19 protein-coding genes are annotated in these 19163 nt (G+C 65.8%); 8 read left to right on the top strand and 11 right to left on the bottom strand.

The window, feature by feature from the left end:
* Nucleotides 1-44: 44 nt before the first annotated feature.
* Both RR42_RS01985 and RR42_RS01980 read right to left on the bottom strand, forming a co-directional pair.
* On the bottom strand, nucleotides 45-1406 hold the full coding sequence (locus RR42_RS01985) for a M16 family metallopeptidase (protein WP_043343400.1): 1362 nt from the start codon (nucleotides 1404-1406) through the stop codon (nucleotides 45-47).
* Between the two features lie 24 nt (nucleotides 1407-1430).
* Nucleotides 1431-2957 (bottom strand): M16 family metallopeptidase, encoded by a 1527-nt coding sequence (locus tag RR42_RS01980; RefSeq protein ID WP_043343399.1) that lies wholly within the window; start codon nucleotides 2955-2957, stop codon nucleotides 1431-1433.
* 60 nt (nucleotides 2958-3017) lie between these two features.
* On the opposite strand from RR42_RS01980, the gene ftsY reads away from it, so the two are divergent.
* Complete coding sequence (gene ftsY / locus RR42_RS01975) at nucleotides 3018-4163, top strand: signal recognition particle-docking protein FtsY (protein ID WP_043343397.1); 1146 nt, start codon at nucleotides 3018-3020, stop codon at nucleotides 4161-4163.
* Between the two features lie 89 nt (nucleotides 4164-4252).
* Here the strand turns inward: ftsY and maiA are convergent, their stop codons facing one another.
* Complete coding sequence (gene maiA, locus RR42_RS01970) at nucleotides 4253-4897, bottom strand: maleylacetoacetate isomerase (RefSeq protein WP_043351202.1); 645 nt, start codon at nucleotides 4895-4897, stop codon at nucleotides 4253-4255.
* A 7-nt stretch (nucleotides 4898-4904) separates the two neighbouring features.
* Nucleotides 4905-5606, bottom strand: coding sequence for a fumarylacetoacetate hydrolase family protein (locus RR42_RS01965; RefSeq protein WP_043343393.1), 702 nt, complete (start codon nucleotides 5604-5606; stop codon nucleotides 4905-4907).
* Between the two features lie 208 nt (nucleotides 5607-5814).
* Here RR42_RS01965 and RR42_RS01960 point away from each other — a divergent pair, with 208 nt between their 5' ends.
* The 5 genes from RR42_RS01960 to ybiB all read left to right on the top strand — a co-directional run bounded on the left by RR42_RS01960 (nucleotide 5815) and on the right by ybiB (nucleotide 11150).
* Entirely contained in the window at nucleotides 5815-6468 is a 654-nt protein-coding gene (locus RR42_RS01960; protein WP_043343392.1) for an ANTAR domain-containing response regulator, read from the top strand.
* A 362-nt stretch (nucleotides 6469-6830) separates the two neighbouring features.
* Entirely contained in the window at nucleotides 6831-8150 is a 1320-nt protein-coding gene (locus RR42_RS01955; RefSeq protein ID WP_043343390.1) for a CmpA/NrtA family ABC transporter substrate-binding protein, read from the top strand.
* A gap of 85 nt (nucleotides 8151-8235) precedes the next feature.
* Nucleotides 8236-9174, top strand: a complete 939-nt coding sequence (ntrB, locus tag RR42_RS01950) for a nitrate ABC transporter permease (protein WP_043343388.1) — start codon at nucleotides 8236-8238, stop codon at nucleotides 9172-9174.
* Nucleotides 9175-9192: 18 nt separating this feature from the next.
* Nucleotides 9193-9996, top strand: a complete 804-nt coding sequence (locus RR42_RS01945) for an ABC transporter ATP-binding protein (protein ID WP_043343386.1) — start codon at nucleotides 9193-9195, stop codon at nucleotides 9994-9996.
* Nucleotides 9997-10121: 125 nt separating this feature from the next.
* Complete coding sequence (gene ybiB, locus RR42_RS01940; RefSeq protein ID WP_043343384.1) at nucleotides 10122-11150, top strand: DNA-binding protein YbiB; 1029 nt, start codon at nucleotides 10122-10124, stop codon at nucleotides 11148-11150.
* A gap of 24 nt (nucleotides 11151-11174) precedes the next feature.
* Here the strand turns inward: ybiB and RR42_RS01935 are convergent, their stop codons facing one another.
* Complete coding sequence (locus RR42_RS01935; protein ID WP_043343382.1) at nucleotides 11175-12050, bottom strand: pirin family protein; 876 nt, start codon at nucleotides 12048-12050, stop codon at nucleotides 11175-11177.
* A 397-nt stretch (nucleotides 12051-12447) separates the two neighbouring features.
* Here RR42_RS01935 and rpoH point away from each other — a divergent pair, with 397 nt between their 5' ends.
* Nucleotides 12448-13344: an RNA polymerase sigma factor RpoH gene (gene rpoH / locus RR42_RS01930; protein ID WP_052494410.1), complete on the top strand. Its 897-nt coding sequence runs from the start codon at nucleotides 12448-12450 to the stop codon at nucleotides 13342-13344.
* Between the two features lie 99 nt (nucleotides 13345-13443).
* On the opposite strand, the gene RR42_RS01925 is transcribed toward rpoH, so the two are convergent.
* The 5 genes from RR42_RS01925 to RR42_RS01905 all read right to left on the bottom strand — a co-directional run bounded on the left by RR42_RS01925 (nucleotide 13444) and on the right by RR42_RS01905 (nucleotide 17789).
* On the bottom strand, nucleotides 13444-14070 hold the full coding sequence (locus tag RR42_RS01925; RefSeq protein ID WP_043343379.1) for an SCO family protein: 627 nt from the start codon (nucleotides 14068-14070) through the stop codon (nucleotides 13444-13446).
* Between the two features lie 148 nt (nucleotides 14071-14218).
* Nucleotides 14219-15154, bottom strand: coding sequence for a heme o synthase (locus tag RR42_RS01920; protein ID WP_043343375.1), 936 nt, complete (start codon nucleotides 15152-15154; stop codon nucleotides 14219-14221).
* The gene (locus tag RR42_RS01915) at nucleotides 15151-16254 is read right to left on the bottom strand and encodes a COX15/CtaA family protein (RefSeq protein ID WP_043343373.1); all 1104 of its coding nucleotides are present in this window, start codon (nucleotides 16252-16254) and stop codon (nucleotides 15151-15153) included. Before RR42_RS01915 ends, RR42_RS01920 begins: the two co-directional genes overlap by 4 nt.
* Before the next feature lie 7 nt (nucleotides 16255-16261).
* A complete protein-coding gene (locus RR42_RS01910) occupies nucleotides 16262-16918 on the bottom strand; it encodes an SCO family protein (protein WP_043343372.1) in 657 nt (218 codons plus the stop codon).
* Nucleotides 16919-17027: 109 nt separating this feature from the next.
* Nucleotides 17028-17789, bottom strand: a complete 762-nt coding sequence (locus RR42_RS01905) for an SURF1 family protein (protein WP_043343370.1) — start codon at nucleotides 17787-17789, stop codon at nucleotides 17028-17030.
* 78 nt (nucleotides 17790-17867) lie between these two features.
* Between RR42_RS01905 and RR42_RS01900 the strand changes: the two genes are divergently transcribed.
* On the top strand, nucleotides 17868-18077 hold the full coding sequence (locus RR42_RS01900; RefSeq protein WP_043343367.1) for a twin transmembrane helix small protein: 210 nt from the start codon (nucleotides 17868-17870) through the stop codon (nucleotides 18075-18077).
* 175 nt (nucleotides 18078-18252) lie between these two features.
* Here the strand turns inward: RR42_RS01900 and RR42_RS01895 are convergent, their stop codons facing one another.
* Entirely contained in the window at nucleotides 18253-19113 is an 861-nt protein-coding gene (locus RR42_RS01895; RefSeq protein WP_006159467.1) for a cytochrome c oxidase subunit 3, read from the bottom strand.
* Nucleotides 19114-19163 lie beyond the last annotated feature (50 nt).

Below are 19163 nucleotides of genomic sequence, written 5' to 3'. Positions count from 1 at the left end.
GCAAGCGCCGGAAACGCCTCCCGGCGCCCGCACCTGTCACAGCGTTACTCCGGTCCACCCACGATGACGGTCGCCATGGCGTCCGGGAACACGTGGCGCTGGAAGGCTTCGCGGACCTGGGTACGGGTGACCTTGCCGATCTGGGCGGTCCAGGTGTCAAGGTAGTCCAGCGGCAGCCCATACCAGCCGATATTGGCCACATTGGTCAGCAGCTTGCGATTGCTGTCGATGCGCAGCGGGAAGCCGTTGACCAGATTGTCCTTCGCGGCCTTCAGTTCAGTGTCGGTGGGGCCTTGCGCCACGTACTGCGCCAGCACCTTGCGCACCAGCGCCAGCGCTTCGTTGGTCTGTGCCTTCTTGGTCTGCAAGCCGATGCCGAAGGGTCCTGCCTGCTTGGCGGGTGCGAAGTAGCTGTCGACGCCGTAGGTGAGGCCGCGCTTTTCCCGCACCTCGTCGGTCAGGCGCGAGCTGAAGCCGCCGCCGCCGAGCACGTAGTTGCCTACCAGCAGGGCAAAGTAGTCGGGATCACCCCGCGCGATGGCGGGCTGACTGATGGCTACCGTAGCCTGCTGCGCCGGATGCGGCACGCGCTGCTCGCTAGCCGGGATCTTGAGTTGCACGGGGGGCATCGCAGGCGGCGTGGCGCCAGCCGGCAGGCCGCGCGTCAACTGCTCGGCAATGGTCTCGGCCTGCTTGCGGTCGATGGCGCCGATCAGCGTCAAGACGGCGCGCGACGCCGTGAAATTGTCCCGCCAGAAGCGCTCGATGTCGGCTCGCGTGATCGATTCGACGCTGGCCTCGGTCGGCGACACGCCGTACGGGTGCGACGGATAGATCGCACGCGACACCATCTTGTCGGCGATCACGCCGGGCTTGGTGTCAGCCTCGCGGATGGCGGTGATCAGGCGTTGCTTCTCGCGTGCCACCACGGCATCCGGGTAGGACGGCGCCTTGATCAGTTGCCCGGCCAGCGCGAGCGACTGGCTGAGTTCCGGCTCGGAGGTCAGCGTGCGCAGGCCGATGCCGCCGCGATCGCTGCTGGCGGCGCCGCCGAAGTCGGCGCCAGTGTCGGCGAAGGCATCAGCCACCTGCGCTTCATTGCGGGCCGGCTGGCCATCCTGCGCGGCCGCGCCCTTGTCGAGCAGGGCCGAGGCGAGCGTGGCAAGGCCGGCCTTGCCGGCCGGGTCGTAGCGGCTGCCGGCGTCGAAATCCATATTGACGTCGAGCATGGGAATGGACGGGCTGCGCACGAAATACACGCGGGCGCCGGTGGAGGTGGTCCACTGCTCGATCGGGATCGCAGCCAGCGCGGCCTGCGAGGCGATCAGGGCAAGCGCACCGCAAGCCGCGCCTGCCAGGCGGCGCAGCAGGCGTGGCGACGGGATCGTGGGGGCAAAGAGAGGCATCTTGGGTCCTGTCCTCTAGAAAGCTCAGCGGAGCGAGTCGGCGGCGGCCGGAGCCTTCGCCTTGTTCGGGTCGATCGGCTGCGGCAGCAGGGTCGCCACGGTCAGGTTATCGTCGTTGAAGTATTTGCCCGCCACTGCCTGCACCTGTTCCGGCGTGACGGCCTTGATCTTGTCGAGCATGCGATCGAGCTGGCGCCAGGAAATGCCGGCGATCTCGGCCACGCCGATCTCCATGCCCTGCCCGAACACCGAGTCGCGCTTGTAGATCTGCGCCGCCACCACCTGCGCCTTGACCCGCTTGAGCTCTGCGGGCGAGACGCCTTCGCGCGCAATGCGGGCGATCTCGTCGCGCAACGCGCGCTCGATCTCCTCGGTGGTATGGCCGGTGGCCGGCGTACCGTCGAGCACCATCAGGGACTCGCCGCGGTTGATGCTGTCGTAGCCCACGTTGACGTCGTCGGCGATGCGGCGCTCGCGCACCAGGTCGCGCGTCAGGCGGGCGTTGTCATAGCCATTGAGCACGGCAGAGAGGACCTCCAGGGCGTAGGGATCGACGTCCTTCTCGACATCGTGCAGGCGCGGCACCTTGTACGCCAAGACCACGTAAGGGTTCTCGGCCGGGGCCTTGACCCAGATCCGCTTGATGCCCTTCTGCGCCGGCTCCTGCTGGTCCTTGCGCAGCGGCAGCGGGCGGGCCTTGAGCTTGCCGTAGGTGCGCTCCGCCAGCGCCTTGACCTCGGCCGCCGTGACATCGCCCGTTACCACCAGCAGCGCGTTGTCGGGCACGTACCAGTTCTTGTACCAGGCCTGCACGTCTTCCACGCGCATGTTGACCAGGTCGGCCGGCCAGCCGATCACGGGATGCCGGTAGGGGCCGGCGGTGTAGACGGTAGCCAGCAACTGCTCGTAGACGGTGCCGCGCGCGGAGTCGTCCGTGCGCAGGCGCCGCTCTTCCATCACGACCTTCATTTCCCGCTCGAACTCATCCTTCTTGATGATGAGGTTGGCCATGCGGTCGGCTTCCAGCTCCATCATCTTCGGCAGGTACTGCTTGCTGATCTGCTGGTAATAGAGCGTGAAGTCGCGGTTGGTCATGGCGTTCTCGCGCCCGCCCAATGCGGCGATCTGCTTGGAAAACTCGCCCGGCCCGACCTTTGGTGTACCCTTGAACATCATGTGTTCAAGCATGTGCGCCACGCCAGTGGTACCGCTGACCTCGTCCATGCCGCCCACGCGATACCAGATCTGGTGGGCTACGGTGGGCGCGCGATGGTCTTCCTTGACGATGACCCGCATGCCGTTGGACAGCGTGAACTCGGTGGTATCGGCCTGGGCCGCGGCGGTTTGCGCGGCGGTGGCCTGGCCAGTCGGCAACGGCGGCGCCACCACGGCGGTCTGCGCATAGGCAGCGCCGAACCAGGGCATCGCGATCAACAAAAGGGTGGGAACGAGGCGCCGGGAGAAAGCGGCCGGGCGAACAGCGCCGGCGCCGGCAAGAAGCGAAGCGGTACGGGCAGCGCCCGACCTGGACCTGACAGCACAATGGTTCATGCGACCCCGTCTGCTAGAATTTTGGCGATTGATTCTACCGGGGTATTGACCCCTTTCCCAATGTTTAGTTTCTGGAAGAAGCGCAAGGCTGAGCCGGCCAGTGCGCCGCCCGAGGTGCAAAGCCCGGCGCCCGCCGCCACTCCGGCCGCGGCGCCCGCCAGCGTGCCACCCCCCATTCCCGCGGCCGCGCCTGCCCCGGCCACCGTCGTTCCCGTCACGCCAACCGCCTCCCAGCCAGTCCGCAGCGCGACCCCGGCCGCTGCCGAGGAACTGGTCCTGACGCCGCCGCCGGCCGCCTCCGCCGAGGCCAAGCGCGGCTGGATGCAGCGTTTGCGCACCGGCCTGTCCAAGACCAGCCGCAATCTGGGCACGCTGTTTGTTGGCGTCAAGGTCGACGAAGACCTGTTCGAGGATCTGGAAACGGCCCTGATCATGGCCGACGCCGGCGTCGAGGCTACCCAGCACCTGCTGAGCGCGCTGCGCCGCCGCGTCAAGACCGAGCGCATCGAAACCGCCGAAGGCGTCAAGGCCGCGCTGCGCGAGCTGCTGACCGACCTGCTGCGCCCGCTCGAGAAGACCATGTCCCTGGGCCGCGAGCAGCCGCTGGTGATGATGATTTCGGGCGTAAACGGCGCCGGCAAGACCACCAGCATCGGCAAGCTGTGCAAGCACTTCCAGAGCTATGACCAGTCCGTGCTGCTGGCCGCGGGCGACACCTTCCGCGCCGCCGCGCGCGAGCAGCTGACCATCTGGGGCGAGCGCAACAATGTCACCGTGGTCTCGCAGGAAAGCGGCGACCCGGCGGCAGTGATCTTCGACGCGGTCAACGCCGCACGCGCACGCGGCATCGATATCGTGATGGCCGATACCGCGGGCCGCCTGCCCACGCAGCTGCACCTGATGGAAGAGCTGAAAAAGGTCAAGCGTGTCATCGCCAAGGCGATGCCGAACGCGCCACACGAATCGCTGCTGGTGATCGACGCCAACACCGGGCAGAACGCGCTGTCCCAGGTCAAGGCGTTCGACGACGCGCTGGGCCTGACCGGGCTGATCGTGACCAAGCTCGACGGCACCGCCAAGGGCGGCATCCTGGCCGCGATCGCGCGCCAGCGCCCGGTGCCGGTCTACTTTATCGGCGTGGGCGAGAAGGTCGAAGACCTGCAGCCCTTCAAGGCCGAGGAATTCGCCGACGCAGTGCTCGGCTGAGCAGCCCACCCGGCTCGCCAGTAAAAAAGCCCCGCAATCGCTTGCGGGGCTTTTTACTTTTTGCGGCCTGCCGAACCTGGCGTGGCAACTTATTCGGCGTCCGGCTGCGCCTTGGGCTCGGCCTGCTGGAACGCGGGCAGCGCCATGCAGGCGTCGAACACCTTGGCAATGGCCGGGTAGCGGGCCACGTCGATATTGAAGCGCTGCGCGTTGAACACCTGCGGCACCAGGCAGATGTCCGCCAGCGTCGGCGTATCGCCAAAGCAGAAACGCCCTGCCTTGCCCGAGCGCACGAGGTTGGTATTGACCGACTCGAAACCCAGCTCGACCCAGTGGCGATACCACGCGTCCTTGGCCTCCTCCGTTACGCCCAGCGTGTGCTTGATGTACTTCAGCACGCGCAGGTTGTTCAGCGGATGGATCTCGCACGCGACCTCCAGCGCCAGCGCGCGGATGTAGGCGCGGTCGAGCGCGCTGCCCGGCAGCAGGGGCGGCTCGGGATGCGTCTCGTCGAGGTACTCGACCATCGCCACGGACTGGATCAATACGTGATCGTCATCCAGCAGGGTCGGCACCAGCGCATCGGGGTTCAGCGCCCTGTAGGCCGGCAGCAGTTGCTGGCCGCCGTCGCGCAACAGATGCACCGGCATGTACTCGTAAGGCAGGCCCTTCAACTGCAGGGCAATGCGCACCCGGTACGAGGCGGAGCTGCGAAAGTAGCTGTAAAGCTTCAACATGGACTCAGACTACCTTGACGGTGAGCTCGCCCACGCCTTCGATCTTGCACAGCATGACATCGCCCTTGACCACCGGGCCCACGCCTTCAGGCGTGCCGCTGTAGATCAGGTCGCCGGGTTGCAGCTCGAACAGCTTGGAGAGATAGGACACCATCTCGGGCACCGACCAGATCAGGTCCGACAGGTCGCCGCGCTGCTTCTCCACGCCGTTGACGGACAGCGTGACCGCGCCCTTCTCCGGATGGCCGATGGCGGACACCGGCACGATCGGCCCGATCGGGGCGGACTTGTCGAAGGCCTTGCCGGTTTCCCAGGGGCGGCCGGTCTTCTTCGATTCGTTCTGCAGGTCGCGGCGCGTCATGTCGAGGCCGAGCGCGTAGCCAAACACGTGGCTCGCGGCATCCGCCTCGGCGATGTCCTTGCCGCCCTTGCCGATGGCAACGACCAGCTCCACTTCATAGTGGCAATTGCTGGTGCCCTGCGGATAGGGGAAGGCGCCTTCGGTGCCGTCGGCCACATAGCTCACGGCGTCGGCGGGCTTGCAGAAGAAGAACGGCGGCTCGCGGTCGGGATCCGAACCCATTTCACGGGCATGGGCGGCATAATTGCGGCCCACGCAGTAGACCCGGCGCACCGGGAACTGAGCGCTGCTGCCGCGCACGGGCACGCCATTGGGCGCCGGCGGGGCAAATACGAATTCGGTCATCCATCTCTCCAAGCATATTCTGTGTTTTAGACTACGCGCCAGCATGCCGGCGTCGCCAGTAGACGCCCTGCCGCGCAGCAGGGCAATAGCATACACCGGCGGTTCTGGCCGCGTACGCCGGCAGCCATTGAATCCGGGAAACCCCGCAATACAATGAAAAGCATCTCGGCGCGAATCTTGCATGGCAAGAGACAATCCAAGTGACGCCATGAACAAACGCCCCCCAGCCCCCTCCCGCCCGACGAGTCCTGCCAGCCCCGCGCCCGCCGCGTCGGGTTCACGCGCGCTGCGCATTTTGCTGGTGCGCGATCCGCATGACGAGGATCCTCTCAATATCGAGACGATCCGTGCCGGGCTTGTCTCTGCGGGCTTCACGGACATCGAAACGGTGGACGCCGACCTGCGGCTGCCCGACGCAATCGCCGCGCGGCAGCCGGACCTGATCATCATCGCCTCGGAGTCGGCCGCGCGCGATACGGTCGAACATGTGTGCGTGTCGACCCAGCATGCGCCGCGCCCCATCGTGCTCTTCACGGACAACGACGACGCTCAGCGCATCAAGGCCGCGCTGAGCGCGGGGATCACCGCCTACATCGTTGACGGCCTGCGTGCCGATCGCGTCAAGACCGTGCTGGATGTGGCCTATGCGCGCTTCGAACTGGACCAGGAACTGCGCGCTGAGCTTGATGCCACGCGGCTGCAGCTGGCCGAGCGCAAGGAAGTGGAGCGTGCCAAGGGCCTGCTGATGAAGGAGCGCGGCATGACCGAGGACGAGGCTTACAAGCGGCTGCGCAGCATGGCGATGGAGCGCGGCATCAAGCTCGTCGAGGCGGCGCGGCGGGTCATCGATGTGATGAGCTAAGCCCCGGACAAACCATGATCGGGCGCCGCGATGCGCCCCGCACGCGCTTGGTGCAATGCACAAGGATGGCGCGACCGCATCACCTTTCGCGCACCGGCAGCGCACGCGCGCCGCTTCGGCGCGTCCGCTTCTGGCTCCTTGCCCACGCTCGCCGGTCCATCGGACCCCGGCAACAGCCCCCCCACCCCTTGGCACGCGGCTTGCGTAAACGAAGCATCGGCCAACGACGGCCGATCACATACCGATGTGCGCCGCCAACGACGGCCGCGCCGCATCACGGGACAACGGCGTCCTGACCTGCCCCCCGCATTTCTGGAGAACTGCGGCGCAGTTCAGGACGCTTTTCATTTGGAGCCGTGTCAATGCCCTCTCGCCTGAAGATTGCCAAGTCGCTGCATGCAGCAGTTGCCACCGATGCCAGCACCACGGGAGCCGATGCGGTGCCCGCCAGCAACGGACGGCGCCGCGCCCTGGCCACCATCGCCAGCGCCAGCGTGGTCACCCTGGTCGATCCCCTGGTACGCGCTGGCGCATGGGCAGCAGGCTCCGACGCGCCGGAAAAACCGGAGGTGCGGATCGGCTTCATCCCGCTGACGGACTGCGCCTCGGTCGTGATGGCCGGCACACTCGGCTTCGACAAGAAGTACGGCATCAAGATCACACCCACCAAGGAAGCCTCCTGGGCCGGCGTGCGCGACAAGCTGGTCAATGGCGAACTCGATGCGGCGCATGTGCTGTACGGGCTGATCTATGGCGTGCAGCTTGGCATTGGCGGCCCCAAGAAAGACATGGCGGTGCTGATGAGCCTGAACCACAACGGCCAGGCCATCACGCTGTCATCCAAGCTGGCGGAGAAAGGCGTCAAGGACGGCGCCAGCCTGAAGGCGCTGATGATGAAGGAAAAGCGCGAGTACACCTTTGCCCAGACCTTCCCCACCGGCACCCATGCCATGTGGCTGTACTACTGGCTGGCCGCCAACGGCATCAACCCGATGCAGGACGCCAAGGCCATCACCGTGCCGCCGCCGCAGATGGTGGCCAACATGCGCGTGGGCAACATGGACGGCTTCTGCGTGGGCGAGCCCTGGGGCGCGCGCGCCATCGCCGACAAGATCGGCTTTACCGCAGAAACCACACAGGCGATCTGGAAGGATCACCCGGAAAAGACCCTGGGCACCACGGCGGAGTTCGTGCAGAAATATCCCAACACGGCGCGCGCGATGGTGGCCGCCGTGCTCGACGCCTCGAAGTACATCGACGCATCGGCCTCCAACCGCCGCAAGACCGCCGAGACCATCGCCGCCAAGTCCTACGTCAACACCGACATGGACATCATCCTGGATCGCATGCTGGGCCGCTATAACAACGGCCTGGGCAAGACCTGGGATGACCCGGACTCGATGAAGTTCTACCAGGACGGCGCCGCCAACTATCCCTTCCTCTCCGACGGCATGTGGTTCCTCACGCAGCAAAAGCGCTGGGGCTTGCTCAAGGACCACCCTGACTACCTGGAGGTGGCGAAGAAGGTCAATCGCATCGACATCTACAAACAGGCCGCCGCGGCCGCGCAGGTGCCGCTGCCCAAGAGCGACTTCCGTACCGCGAAGCTGGTCGACGGCGTGGTGTGGGATGCCGGCAAGGACCCCAAGGCCTATGCCGACGGTTTCAAGATCAAGGCCTGAAGCGCACGCGCCCCGGCGTGATTCCGATTTTGATTGCCGCTTGAATGCCGGCGTGGCGACACGCCGGCCACCGAAGGAGCCAGACGTGAATGCACTAGCCCAACCGGCCCCGCATGCCGCCAGCCAAGCCGCCCCTGCCGATGCCGGCACCAATGCCGAGGTTGCCGTGGTTGGCGACCAGCAAGCCCATGAACGCGCCGAGCGCCGCGCGCTCGCCGCGCAAGCCGAGGCCCGCCGCGCGGCGCGGCGCGACGCCATCACCGCCGTGGTGCTCAAGGTGATGCCGCCGGTAGCAGGCTTTGCGCTGTTCCTGCTGATGTGGCACGGCATCGCCACCATGATCCCCGCCATCCCCACGCCGGCCGCCACCTGGCATGCCGCCGTACCACTGTTCGCCGACCCTTTCTACCGCAACGGCCCCAATGACCAGGGCATCGGCTGGAACGTGCTGGCATCGCTGGCGCGCGTGGCGGCGGGCTTCGGGCTGGCCGCATTGATTGGCATCCCGGCCGGCTTCGCGCTGGGCCGCTTCGCCTTTCTCAACGCGATGATGGCGCCCATCATCAGCCTGCTGCGCCCGGTCTCGCCGCTGGCTTGGCTGCCCATTGGCCTGCTGCTGTTCAAGTCGGCAAACCCGGCGGCGATCTGGGCTATCTTCATCTGCTCGATCTGGCCGATGGTGATCAATACCGCGGTGGGCGTGACCCGTGTGCCGCAGGACTACCTGAATGTGGCGCGCGTGCTCGACCTTTCCGAATGGAAGGTCTTTACCCGCGTGCTGCTGCCCGCCGTGCTGCCGTACATGCTCACCGGCGTGCGGCTGTCCATCGGTACCGCCTGGCTGGTGATCGTGGCCGCGGAAATGCTCACTGGCGGCACCGGCATCGGCTTCTGGCTGTGGGACGAGTGGAACAACCTGAAGGTGGAACACATCGTCATCGCGATCTTCATCATCGGCATGGTCGGGCTGCTGCTCGAATACGCGCTGCTCAGCCTGGCCAAGCGCTTCAGCTACGGCAACTAAGACGCTAAGGAGAAGGCAATGGAAAAGTTCGTCCGTATCGAGAATGTCGGGCAGACCTTCAAAACCAAGAAGGGGCCGTTCGTGGCCCTGCGCGATGTCAACCTGACCATCGCCAGCGGCGAGTTCATTACGCTGATCGGCCACTCGGGCTGTGGCAAGTCCACCTTGCTCAACCTGCTGGCCGGGCTGGACCGGCCCAGCGCCGGCGCGCTGATCTGCGCGGAGCGCGAAATCGCAGGCCCCGGCCCGGATCGGGCGGTGGTGTTCCAGAACCATTCGCTGCTGCCCTGGCTGACCTGTTTCGACAATGTCTATCTTGGCGTGGAGCGCGTGTTCGGCGCCGCCGAGAGCAAGGCGCAACTGAAAGCCCGCACGCACGACACGCTGGCCTTGGTTGGCCTGACGCATGCCGAAGCCAAGTATCCGCAAGAGATCTCGGGCGGCATGAAGCAGCGCGTGGGCATCGCCCGGGCGCTGGCCATGGAGCCCAAGGTGCTGCTGATGGACGAGCCCTTTGGCGCGCTGGACGCGCTCACCCGCGCGCACCTGCAGGACGAACTGATCAAGATCGTGGCGAAGACGCGCAGCACGGTGGTGATGGTGACCCACGACGTGGATGAAGCGGTGCTGCTGGCCGACCGCATCGTCATGATGACCAACGGCCCCGCGGCCACCATCGGCGAAGTGCTGAAGGTGGACCTGCCGCGGCCACGCGAGCGCATGGCGCTGGCCGAGGACAAGGATTACCACGCATGCCGCACGGCAGTGCTGGACTTCCTGTACCGCAAGCAGCGCAATCCCGCCCTGAAGGAAGCCGCCTGAGCGGGGCGATGACGGGCCCGCCACTGCCGCGCCAGGGGCGAAGCCGAGCCGGCATCGCGCCTGTCATGGGCACGGCCGGCCCGCTCCGCTATCATGGACTTCAAACAACAGAGTCCCAACCTGCCATGACCACCACGCCCACCACGCCCACCTCCCCCGCTGCCCCTGCCGCCCCGGCCTTCGCTGCCGCGAAGTACATCAAGGAAATCGGCCGGGGCGTCAACGGCGCGCGCGCGCTGCCGCGCGAAGATGCCCAGGCGCTGTTCGATGCCATGCTGGCAGGCCGCGTGGCCGATATCGAGCTGGGCGCGGTGCTGATGGCCTATCGCATCAAGGGCGAGGCCCCGCACGAGCTGGCCGGGATGCTCGATGCCGCGCATGCGCATTGCCTGCCGCTGGCCGGCCCGGCGGACCGCGTCGTGGTGTCGATCCCCAGCTACAACGGCGCGCGCAAACAGCCCAACCTGGTGCCGTTGCTGGCGCTGCTTCTGGCGCGCGAGGGCATTCCGGTGCTGGTGCACGGCTCCCGCCAGTTCAACGGGCGCGTCACCAGCATCTCGCTGTTCGAGGCACTGGGCATCGCGCCTTGCAGCTCCGTGGCGCAGGCCGAATCCCAGTTGCGCAGCAAGGATGGCCAGCCCGGCCCGCTGGCCGTGCTGCCGATCGACGTGCTGTCGCCGGCGCTGGCCCGGATGCTGGACAGGCGCATGCAGATCGGCTTGCGCAACTCTGCGCATACGGTGGTCAAGATGTTGCAGCCGGTGGGCGCGCACGGCCCGGCCGAGGCGCTGCGGCTCTATAGCTACACCCACCCCGAGTACCGCGAAACCCTGACCGATTATTTCTCGCACGAGCCCGCCAATGTGCTGCTGGCGCGAGGCACCGAGGGCGAGGTAGTGGCGGACGCCCGGCGCAACAGTCGCATCGACTGGCTGCACGACGGGCATCAACGCACCTTGGTCGACCCGACATCGGGCTCCATCGTTGATGTGCCGGAATTGCCGCCCGGCAATGACGTGGACCAGACTGCGGCCTGGATCCGCCTCGTGCTGGACGGCAAGGCGCCTGTGCCTGCCCCGATCGCCACGCAGATCGACGCCATCCGCGACTGCCTGCAGCAAGGCACGCGCGTGGCTTGGGCCAGCCCGGTCTGAGCGTGGCCCGGCGGACAGACGCCTTTAGCGCTTGCGCTGTGGCAGCGGAATGCGATCGGTCTCGCCCGGCACGCGCGGGAACTGGTCATCCTCCCAGCGCTGGGAGGCTGCTTCGATCGCTTCCTTGGTGCTGGCAACGAAATTCCAGAAAATAAAGCGATGACCGTCGGTCGGGTCGCCGCCAAGCAGCATCACGCGCGACGCCACCTGCGCCGTCAACGTCACAGGCTGGCCCGGCACCAGCACCGCCAGGTGCCGTTCGGGCAACACTTCGCCGTCCAGGGCGATGGTGCCATCCACCGGGTAGACGCCGCGCTCGGCGTGCTCCGCCGGAATCTCGAGGCTGGCGCCCGCCTCGAGCTCAATGGCTACGTAGAGCGTGCGGCTGAACACCTTCACCGGCGCCTCGGCGCCAAACGCATCGCCCGCAATCACCGTCATGCGTACGCCGGGGCGCTCCAGCTTGGGCAGCGTCGCGGCCGGATGGTGATGAAAGGACGGCTCGACGTTCTCGTGCTCCTTGGGCAACGCCACCCAGGTCTGGATGCCGTGCAGGCGCGGCCCGGCATCGCGGGCGGACTGGGGCGAGCGCTCCGAGTGCGCGATGCCTTTGCCAGCCGTCATCCAGTTCACGTCACCCGGCTTGATGACCTGTTTGCTGCCCAGGCTGTCGTGGTGAAGGATCTCGCCCTCGAACAGGTAGGTGACCGTGGCCAGGCCGATGTGGGGGTGTGGGCGCACATCGGCGCCCTCCCCTGGCGGCATGGCGACCGGGCCCATGTGGTCGAAGAAGATGAATGGGCCGACAGTCTGGGTTGCCGCGGCGGGCAGCAGACGGCTCACGGCAAAGTCGCCGAGGTCACGGGTATGCGGCTTTAACAAGTGCTCGATGACAGACATGATATTCCCCGGTTTGGTCAATGCTGGCGCTCAGCGCCACTGAGACAAATGAAAAGAGTGTAGCTGCTAGCGAAACACAGCATCTCAACTGGCGACAGAACCGGCAGGGGCAGCGGCCCTCTAATCATTGTCGGATCGTTCGCGCACCCGCGTGAGATAGTGGCCTCGTCACATCCCGCAAGATGTCGGATTAAAATACTATGTAGAAGAACCATTCGATTACCAGGAACTATCAACCCTATTGACACTCCAAGTTAGCAGTCCCCCGGCTTGAGTGCTAATATGTGTTGCAATGCAGTGCGAGACCCCCAAAAGGGCCGCACACGCGGGCAACCCACCCGCCGGATGCGAAAGGAGCAATCGAGTGAACGCAGTCCTATCTGCTGACCAGACCCAAATGACCAACCGTCTGCCTGCGGTGCCACAGGGCGCCGGGACGTTTGCGCTGACTTTTCCCGGAACACTGGGAAATATCGACAGCTATATCCAGGCTGTCCACCGTATTCCCCTGCTTACCCCCGAGGAAGAGCAGCGGCTCGCGCGCGAGTTGCGCGAGCACGACTCGGTCGATGCGGCGCGCCGCATGGTGCTGTCGCACCTGCGCCTGGTCGTCTCCATTGCGCGCCAGTACCTCGGCTATGGCCTGCCCCACGCAGACCTGATTCAGGAAGGCAATATCGGCCTGATGAAGGCCGTGAAGCGCTTCGACCCGGATCAGGGCGTGCGGCTGGTGTCGTATGCGATGCACTGGATCAAGGCCGAGATCCACGAATACGTGCTGAAGAACTGGCGCATGGTCAAGGTGGCTACCACCAAGGCTCAGCGCAAGCTGTTCTTCAACCTGCGCAGCCACAAGCAGGGTGCCCATACCTTCACGCCGGAACAGATCGACGCGGTTGCGCGCGAACTGAACGTCAAGCCGGAAGAAGTGATGGAGATGGAAACCCGCCTGTCGGGCGGCGACCTGGCGCTCGAAGGGCAGATCGACGATGGCGAAGAGGACTTCGCGCCCATTGCCTACCTGGCCGACAACCACAACGAGCCTACCCGCGTGATCGAGGCGCAGCGCCACGACCGCCTGCAGGTGCAAGGCCTGGAAGAAGCACTGTCCAAGCTCGACGAGCGTAGCCGCCGCATCATCGAGGCGCGCTGGCTGCAGGTCAACGACGACGGCTCGGGCGGCTCCACGCTGCACGAACTGGCTGACGAATTCGGCGTCTCCGCCGAACGCATCCGCCAGATCGAAACCGCGGCGATGAAGAAGATGAAGGGTGCGCTGCAGGCCTTTGCCTGAGGCTTAAGTGCGCCAGAAGTAGAACAGGGCCGGTCTCGCGACCGGCCCTGTTTTATTTTGCCTGCCGGCTTCGCGCCGGCTGCCCGCCTCATGACCGCATCAGGACAGCAGTTGCTTGAGGTCATGCACGATCGGCTCCGGCCCCTGGCCGTGGCGGATAAACAGGCGCAGCTTGCCGCTCGGGTCGAACACATAGCTGCCCGCCGAGTGATCCATGGTGTAGTTGTTCGGGGAGGTACCCGGCACCTTGGCATAGAAGACCTTGAAGTCCTTCGCAACCTTCTGCAGCGCGGCGTCGTCGGCCGGGCGCATGCCCAGGAAGCGCGGATCGAAGGCCGGCACATACTGCGCCAGCAGCGCCTGCGTATCACGCTCCGGATCCACCGTAACGAACAGCACCTGCACCTTGTCGGCGTCCGGCCCCAGTTGTTCCATCACCGCCTTGAGCTCGGCCATGGTGGTCGGGCACACGTCAGGGCAATGCGTATAGCCGAAGAACATCACTACCGCCTTGCCCTTGAAGTCGCCAATGGAGCGCACCTTGCCATTGTGGTCGGTAAGGACGAAGTCCTTGCCGAACTCACTGCCGCCGGTGATATCGACGTTCTTGAAGGAAGCCTTCTGCTGGCCGCATGCCGCCAGCAGCAGCGCGCACAGGGCCAGCAGGCAAAACCGGCGGAAGGCCGCGAAGGTGGGGAGGGAGCCTGAAGGGAAGTGGTTGGGCATGCGAGTTCGGGTGGTGTTGGCGAGCCGGCGCCGCCCGGCAGGCGGCTAGGCGCGACAAGGTCACATTAACAGATGACACGCAGTATCGCCGATCGCGGCCGCCACGCGCGCAGGCCGCGACAAGATGCCGCAAGCCTGCATGCACCGCTCAGGCCTGCGGCAGGAACTTGAAGTAGTGATCGACCAGCAGCGCGGCGAACAGCAGCGAGAGATACAGGATCGAGAAGCGGAAGGTGCGTTGCGCCAGCGCATCCGAGTAGTTGCGATACATCTTCCACGAGTAGGCCAGGAACCCGCCACCCAGGATCAGCGCGGCCGCCAGGTAGATGTAGCCGCACATACCGTACACGAATGGCAGCAGCGTGGCCGCGATCATGATAAGCGTGTACAGCAGGATATGCAGCAGCGTGAAGCGCTCGCCGTGCGTCACCGGCAGCATCGGCAGGCCGGACTTGGCGTAGTCGGCGCGGCGATACAGGGCCAGGGCCCAGAAGTGCGGCGGCGTCCACGTGAAGATGATCAGCACCAGGAACCAGGCTTCCGCCGGCAGGTCGCCCGCAACCGCTGCCCAGCCAAGCGCCGGCGGCATGGCGCCGGACAGGCCGCCGATGACGATGTTCTGCGGCGTGGCCGGCTTGAGCAGGATGGTGTACACCACGGCGTAGCCAACGAAGGTGGCCACGGTCAGCCACATGGTCAGGTCGTTGGTGTAGACGTGCAGCAGCCACATCCCTGCCCCGCCCAGCACGGCGGAGAACACCAGCGTCTGGATGGTGGTGATCTCGCCGGTGGCCGACGGGCGCCACGCGGTGCGGCGCATCAGCGCATCAACCTTCTGCTCCACCAGGCAGTTGATGGCGAAAGCGGCACCCGCCAACAGCCAGATGCCGGCGGCACCGCCGATCAGCACCGGCCACGGCACCATGCCGGGCGTGGCGAGGAACATGCCGATGATGGCGCAGAAGACGGCAAGCTGCGTCACCCGTGGCTTGGTCAGGGCGGCGTACTGGCGGACCAGGTGGCGAACCCGTCCGAGGGGATGTGTGTGGGTAGCTGTAACCACTGGGGAGTTCTTGTCTTTCATGTGGCGCGCGCGGCGGCCGGCACGTCGGTAGCAATGTCAGCGGACCGGGCCGCGAGCCCTATATTGTAGTTGAGGCGAACCAGGAGCAGCAGCAAGACCGCCGCGCCGCCGTTATGCGCCACCGCGGCGCCCAGCGGCCAGTCGAACACGATGTTCGACAGGCCGGTGGCCAGTTGCAGCGCGAGAAAGCCCAGCAACCAGCCCGCGCTGCGCGCAAGGCCGCCATGGCGGCGTGCCTGCAGCCCGAACCAGGCCAGGAAAGCCAGCACAACGAAGGCAAAACCGCGATGCACCCAATGGATCGCCACCAGGGCCGAGTGCGGGATGTAGTCGCCGTCGGCGGTCATGCCAAGCTGGCGCCACAACGTGAAGCCGTGGTGGAAGTCCATGTCCGGCACGAGCTGACCGTTGCATAGCGGAAAGTCGGTACACGCCAGCACGGCATAGTTAGTGCTCACCCAGCCGCCCAGGAAGATCTGCAGCACCAGCAAGGCCAGCGCGATGCGCGCCGGCCAGCGCAGCCCGGCCGCCTGCGGCGCTACCCGCAAGGGTGGATCGTTGCGCGAGCCCAGCCAGATCAACGCCGCCAGCAGGCTCATGCCAAGCATCAGGTGCGTGACCACAATGATGGGCTGCAGCTTGAGCGTGACCGTAAAGGCCCCGAACGCGCCCTGCACGCACACCAGCAAAAGCACCCCGGTGGCGAACCAGGGCGACTGCTTGAGCTCGCGCCGCTTGACCCAGGCCAGCACCATCAGTGTGATGATCAGCACGCCGACCGCCATGGCGAAGTACCGGTGGACCATCTCGATCCACGCCTTGGTGATGGTCACGGGCCCGCTAGGCAAGGCCGTCTCGGCGGCGCGGATCGGCTCCTGCGCCGCGTGCGGGTTGGAGTGGCCATAGCAACCCGGCCAGTCAGGGCAGCCCAGGCCGGAGTCCGTCAGCCGCGTGAAGCTGCCGAACATGATCAGGTCCAGCGTCAGGAAGGCGGTGATCCAGACCAGCTTGCGGTACTTGTTGCGATCCCCTTTGACCAGCACGTAGCTCAAGGGGAACAGCGCGATCAGGACGCCGATGATGGCGAGTTGGAGCAGCATGCGCGCCTCACCCGATGTGAGAGTACTTGAGCAGCTTCTTCAGGTCGGAACTCATCTTCTTGGGGTCCGGCTCCTTGGGGAAGCGCATCATCAGGTTGCCCAGCGGGTCGATCAGGAACAGGCTGTCCTCGATCCGGGCACCCGGTTCCGCCGGCAGCCATTTCTGCATGGCCTCCCGGTTGGCACGCAGGAAGCGCACGCCGGCATAGGGCTCGTTGTAGGCAGCCGACAGGCGGGAATCGATCGGGCCTTCGTCACTGATCAACCACACCGGCACGATGCGCTCGCGGTCCTGGCCCTGCCCCGCGCGGATCTGGCGGATGGTGAACAGTTTCCTGGCGCAGGCTTCGTCGCACGCCGCGCCATCCGCCATCACCAGCAGCCACTTGCCCTTGAAACTATCCAGCGGCACGGACTCGGCACGCTCGTTGCCGATCTGTATCGCGGGCATGGGGCGCTGCGGCTCTATCAACGTGCCGTAGTTGGTGGAACCGCCCGCCGGCTTGAACACGTAGTACGTCAGGTAGGAAGCGATGACAGGTGAAGCGCACACCAGCAGAAGCAGCAGCATCTGGATGCGGCCGCGACGGGTGCGGGCGTCGATGCGCGAGTCTTGCGGCGCGGCGCGGGCGGCCTGGGCCGAAGCGGGATCTGGCTGTTGCATAGTGTTTCGTCTGTCTGTCGTCTGTCTGTCGTTAGGGGCGGTTGCGCTCTTCTGACCGCAACGCGCCGCTGTGGTTCGTGGGTGATGCGGGTGCCACCCCCGAGAATGCTCAAGCCGTCATGCTGGCAGCGCGCCGCCAGCTCAACGCCACCAGCAGCACCAGAGTCAGCGCCGCCAGCCCGAACCACTGAAAGGCATAACCATAGTGGCGATCCGCGCCGATGTCCGCTGGCGCCCAGTCGCGCGCCAGCCCGTCGCCGTTGTCGTTGCGCTGTTCCAGCACAAAGGGTTGCAGAGGCACGCCAAGCTCCGATGCATAAGCGGCGAGATCGACATTCTGGCGAATCTTCTGGCCGGCCTCGGCATTCGCGCCCCGGCCCAGGCTGAAGACCCTGGGCACGGTCGCCAGCGCGGTGCCGTCCAGTTCCACCTCGCCTTGCGGCGTCGGGAACGGCGCAATATGGGTGCGATCCTGCGCATCGCGCGGCAGCCAGCCGCGCAGCACCAGCACGGCCGGCGCAGCCGCATCGCCCCCGGCAACCCGCAGCGGCGTCAGCACCATGAATCCGGCACGGCTGTCGGTGCCGTTGCCGTGGGGGCGATTGTCCAGCAAAACCGTATGCGCTGCATCGAAGCGCCCGCGCACGTGCACGCGCCGCTCCGCCGTCGCGCCCCCCAACAGGCTGCGCCCGATCTCCAGCGACGGCTGGGCGGCCAGCGCCTCAAGGCGCGCGGCCCGCGCCACTTTTTCGTGGGCCCGATTCAGTTGCCAGTTGCCCAAGGCACAGGTGACTGCGATCACCACCAGCGCGGCAACGGTGGGCAGCGGGCTCAGTGCGCGCCACAGCTTCACGTGCGGCCTCCCTGGCATTTCCCGAGGGCGTTGCCACGCGCTCCGATGCGATAATGGCACTCTATCCCTAGCAGACCCCGCGCTTGCGGGCCCTCCATGCGCATCGTCATCCTCATCGCGTTCTTCCTCATCATCGGTAGCCTGGCCTCCGCCCTGTTCTTCATGATGCGCGACCGCGGCGGGACGCCAAACATGATGCGCTCGCTGATGTTCCGGGTCGGCTTCTCGGTGGCCCTGTTCGTCTTCATCCTGTTCTCGCACTGGATGGGATGGATACAGAGCACGGGCATCCGCATGGCGCCCTGAAGCTGGCGCCCTGAAACCGGCGCGGCCCGGCTGCGCCAGGTTCAAACCACAAAAAACAAGCGCCGCAGGCTGGCTACTTCCCCTGCGGCGCTTGTTTTTTGTTGTTCCTCGCGAAGGAGGAGAACCTCCCCCGCGATGCCGCCGGCGTGGCCGGCGGGCACTGCAATCGGGTGTCTTACAGCCAGTACACCACGATGTAGAGGAACAGCCACACCACGTCGACGAAGTGCCAGTACCAGGCGGCGCCTTCGAATGCGAAGTGATGATCGGGCGTCAACTGGCCCTTGAGCACGCGCACCAGCACCACCGTCAGCATGATCGCGCCGAGCGTCACGTGGAAACCGTGGAAGCCGGTCAGCAGGAAGAAGGTGGAACCGTAGATGCCCGAGGTCAGCTTGAGGTTCAGCTCCGAATACGCGTGGTGGTATTCGTACACCTGGAAGCACATGAAGACCGCGCCCAGCAGGATGGTCAGCACCAGGCCCTGAATCAGCTGGCTACGCTTGTTGGCCAGCAGCGCATGGTGCGCCCAGGTCAGCGTCACGCCGGACATCAGCAGCAGAGCGGTGTTGATCGTGGGGATCGGCCACGGGCCCATGGTCTGGAAGCTTTCCACGACGCCGGCCGGTCCGAGGTTCGGCCATACGGCGGCGAAGTCGGGCCACAGGATCTTGTTGTTCAGGTCGCCGAGCCACGGCATGGCGATGTTGCGGGCGTAGAACAGCGCGCCGAAGAACGCCGCGAAGAACATCACCTCGGAGAAGATGAACCAGCCCATCGACCAGCGGAAGGACAGGTCGATGTTCTTGCCGTACTTGCCCGTCTCGGATTCGTTGATCGCCTCGCCGAACCAGCTCTTGAGCACGAACAGGAACCACAGCAGGCCCAGGCCGCACAGGTAAGGCCCCCAGGTCTGCCCGTTTACCCAGCCAGCAGCACCCCCAGCCGTCAGCAGCAAGCCAAAGCTAGCCGTGATCGGATGGCGCGAGGGGCCCGGTACGAAGTAGTACGGAGCGTTTGCGCGGTTCGCACTCATTCTTTTTTCTCCAGCTCAGAGTCTCTGATTCAGTAATCGTTATCCGCACA

Source organism: Cupriavidus basilensis (genome assembly GCF_000832305.1).
In the GTDB taxonomy this organism is placed as follows: Bacteria; Pseudomonadota; Gammaproteobacteria; order Burkholderiales; family Burkholderiaceae; genus Cupriavidus; species Cupriavidus basilensis_F.
This window is presented reverse-complemented; position numbering and strand designations above follow the sequence as displayed.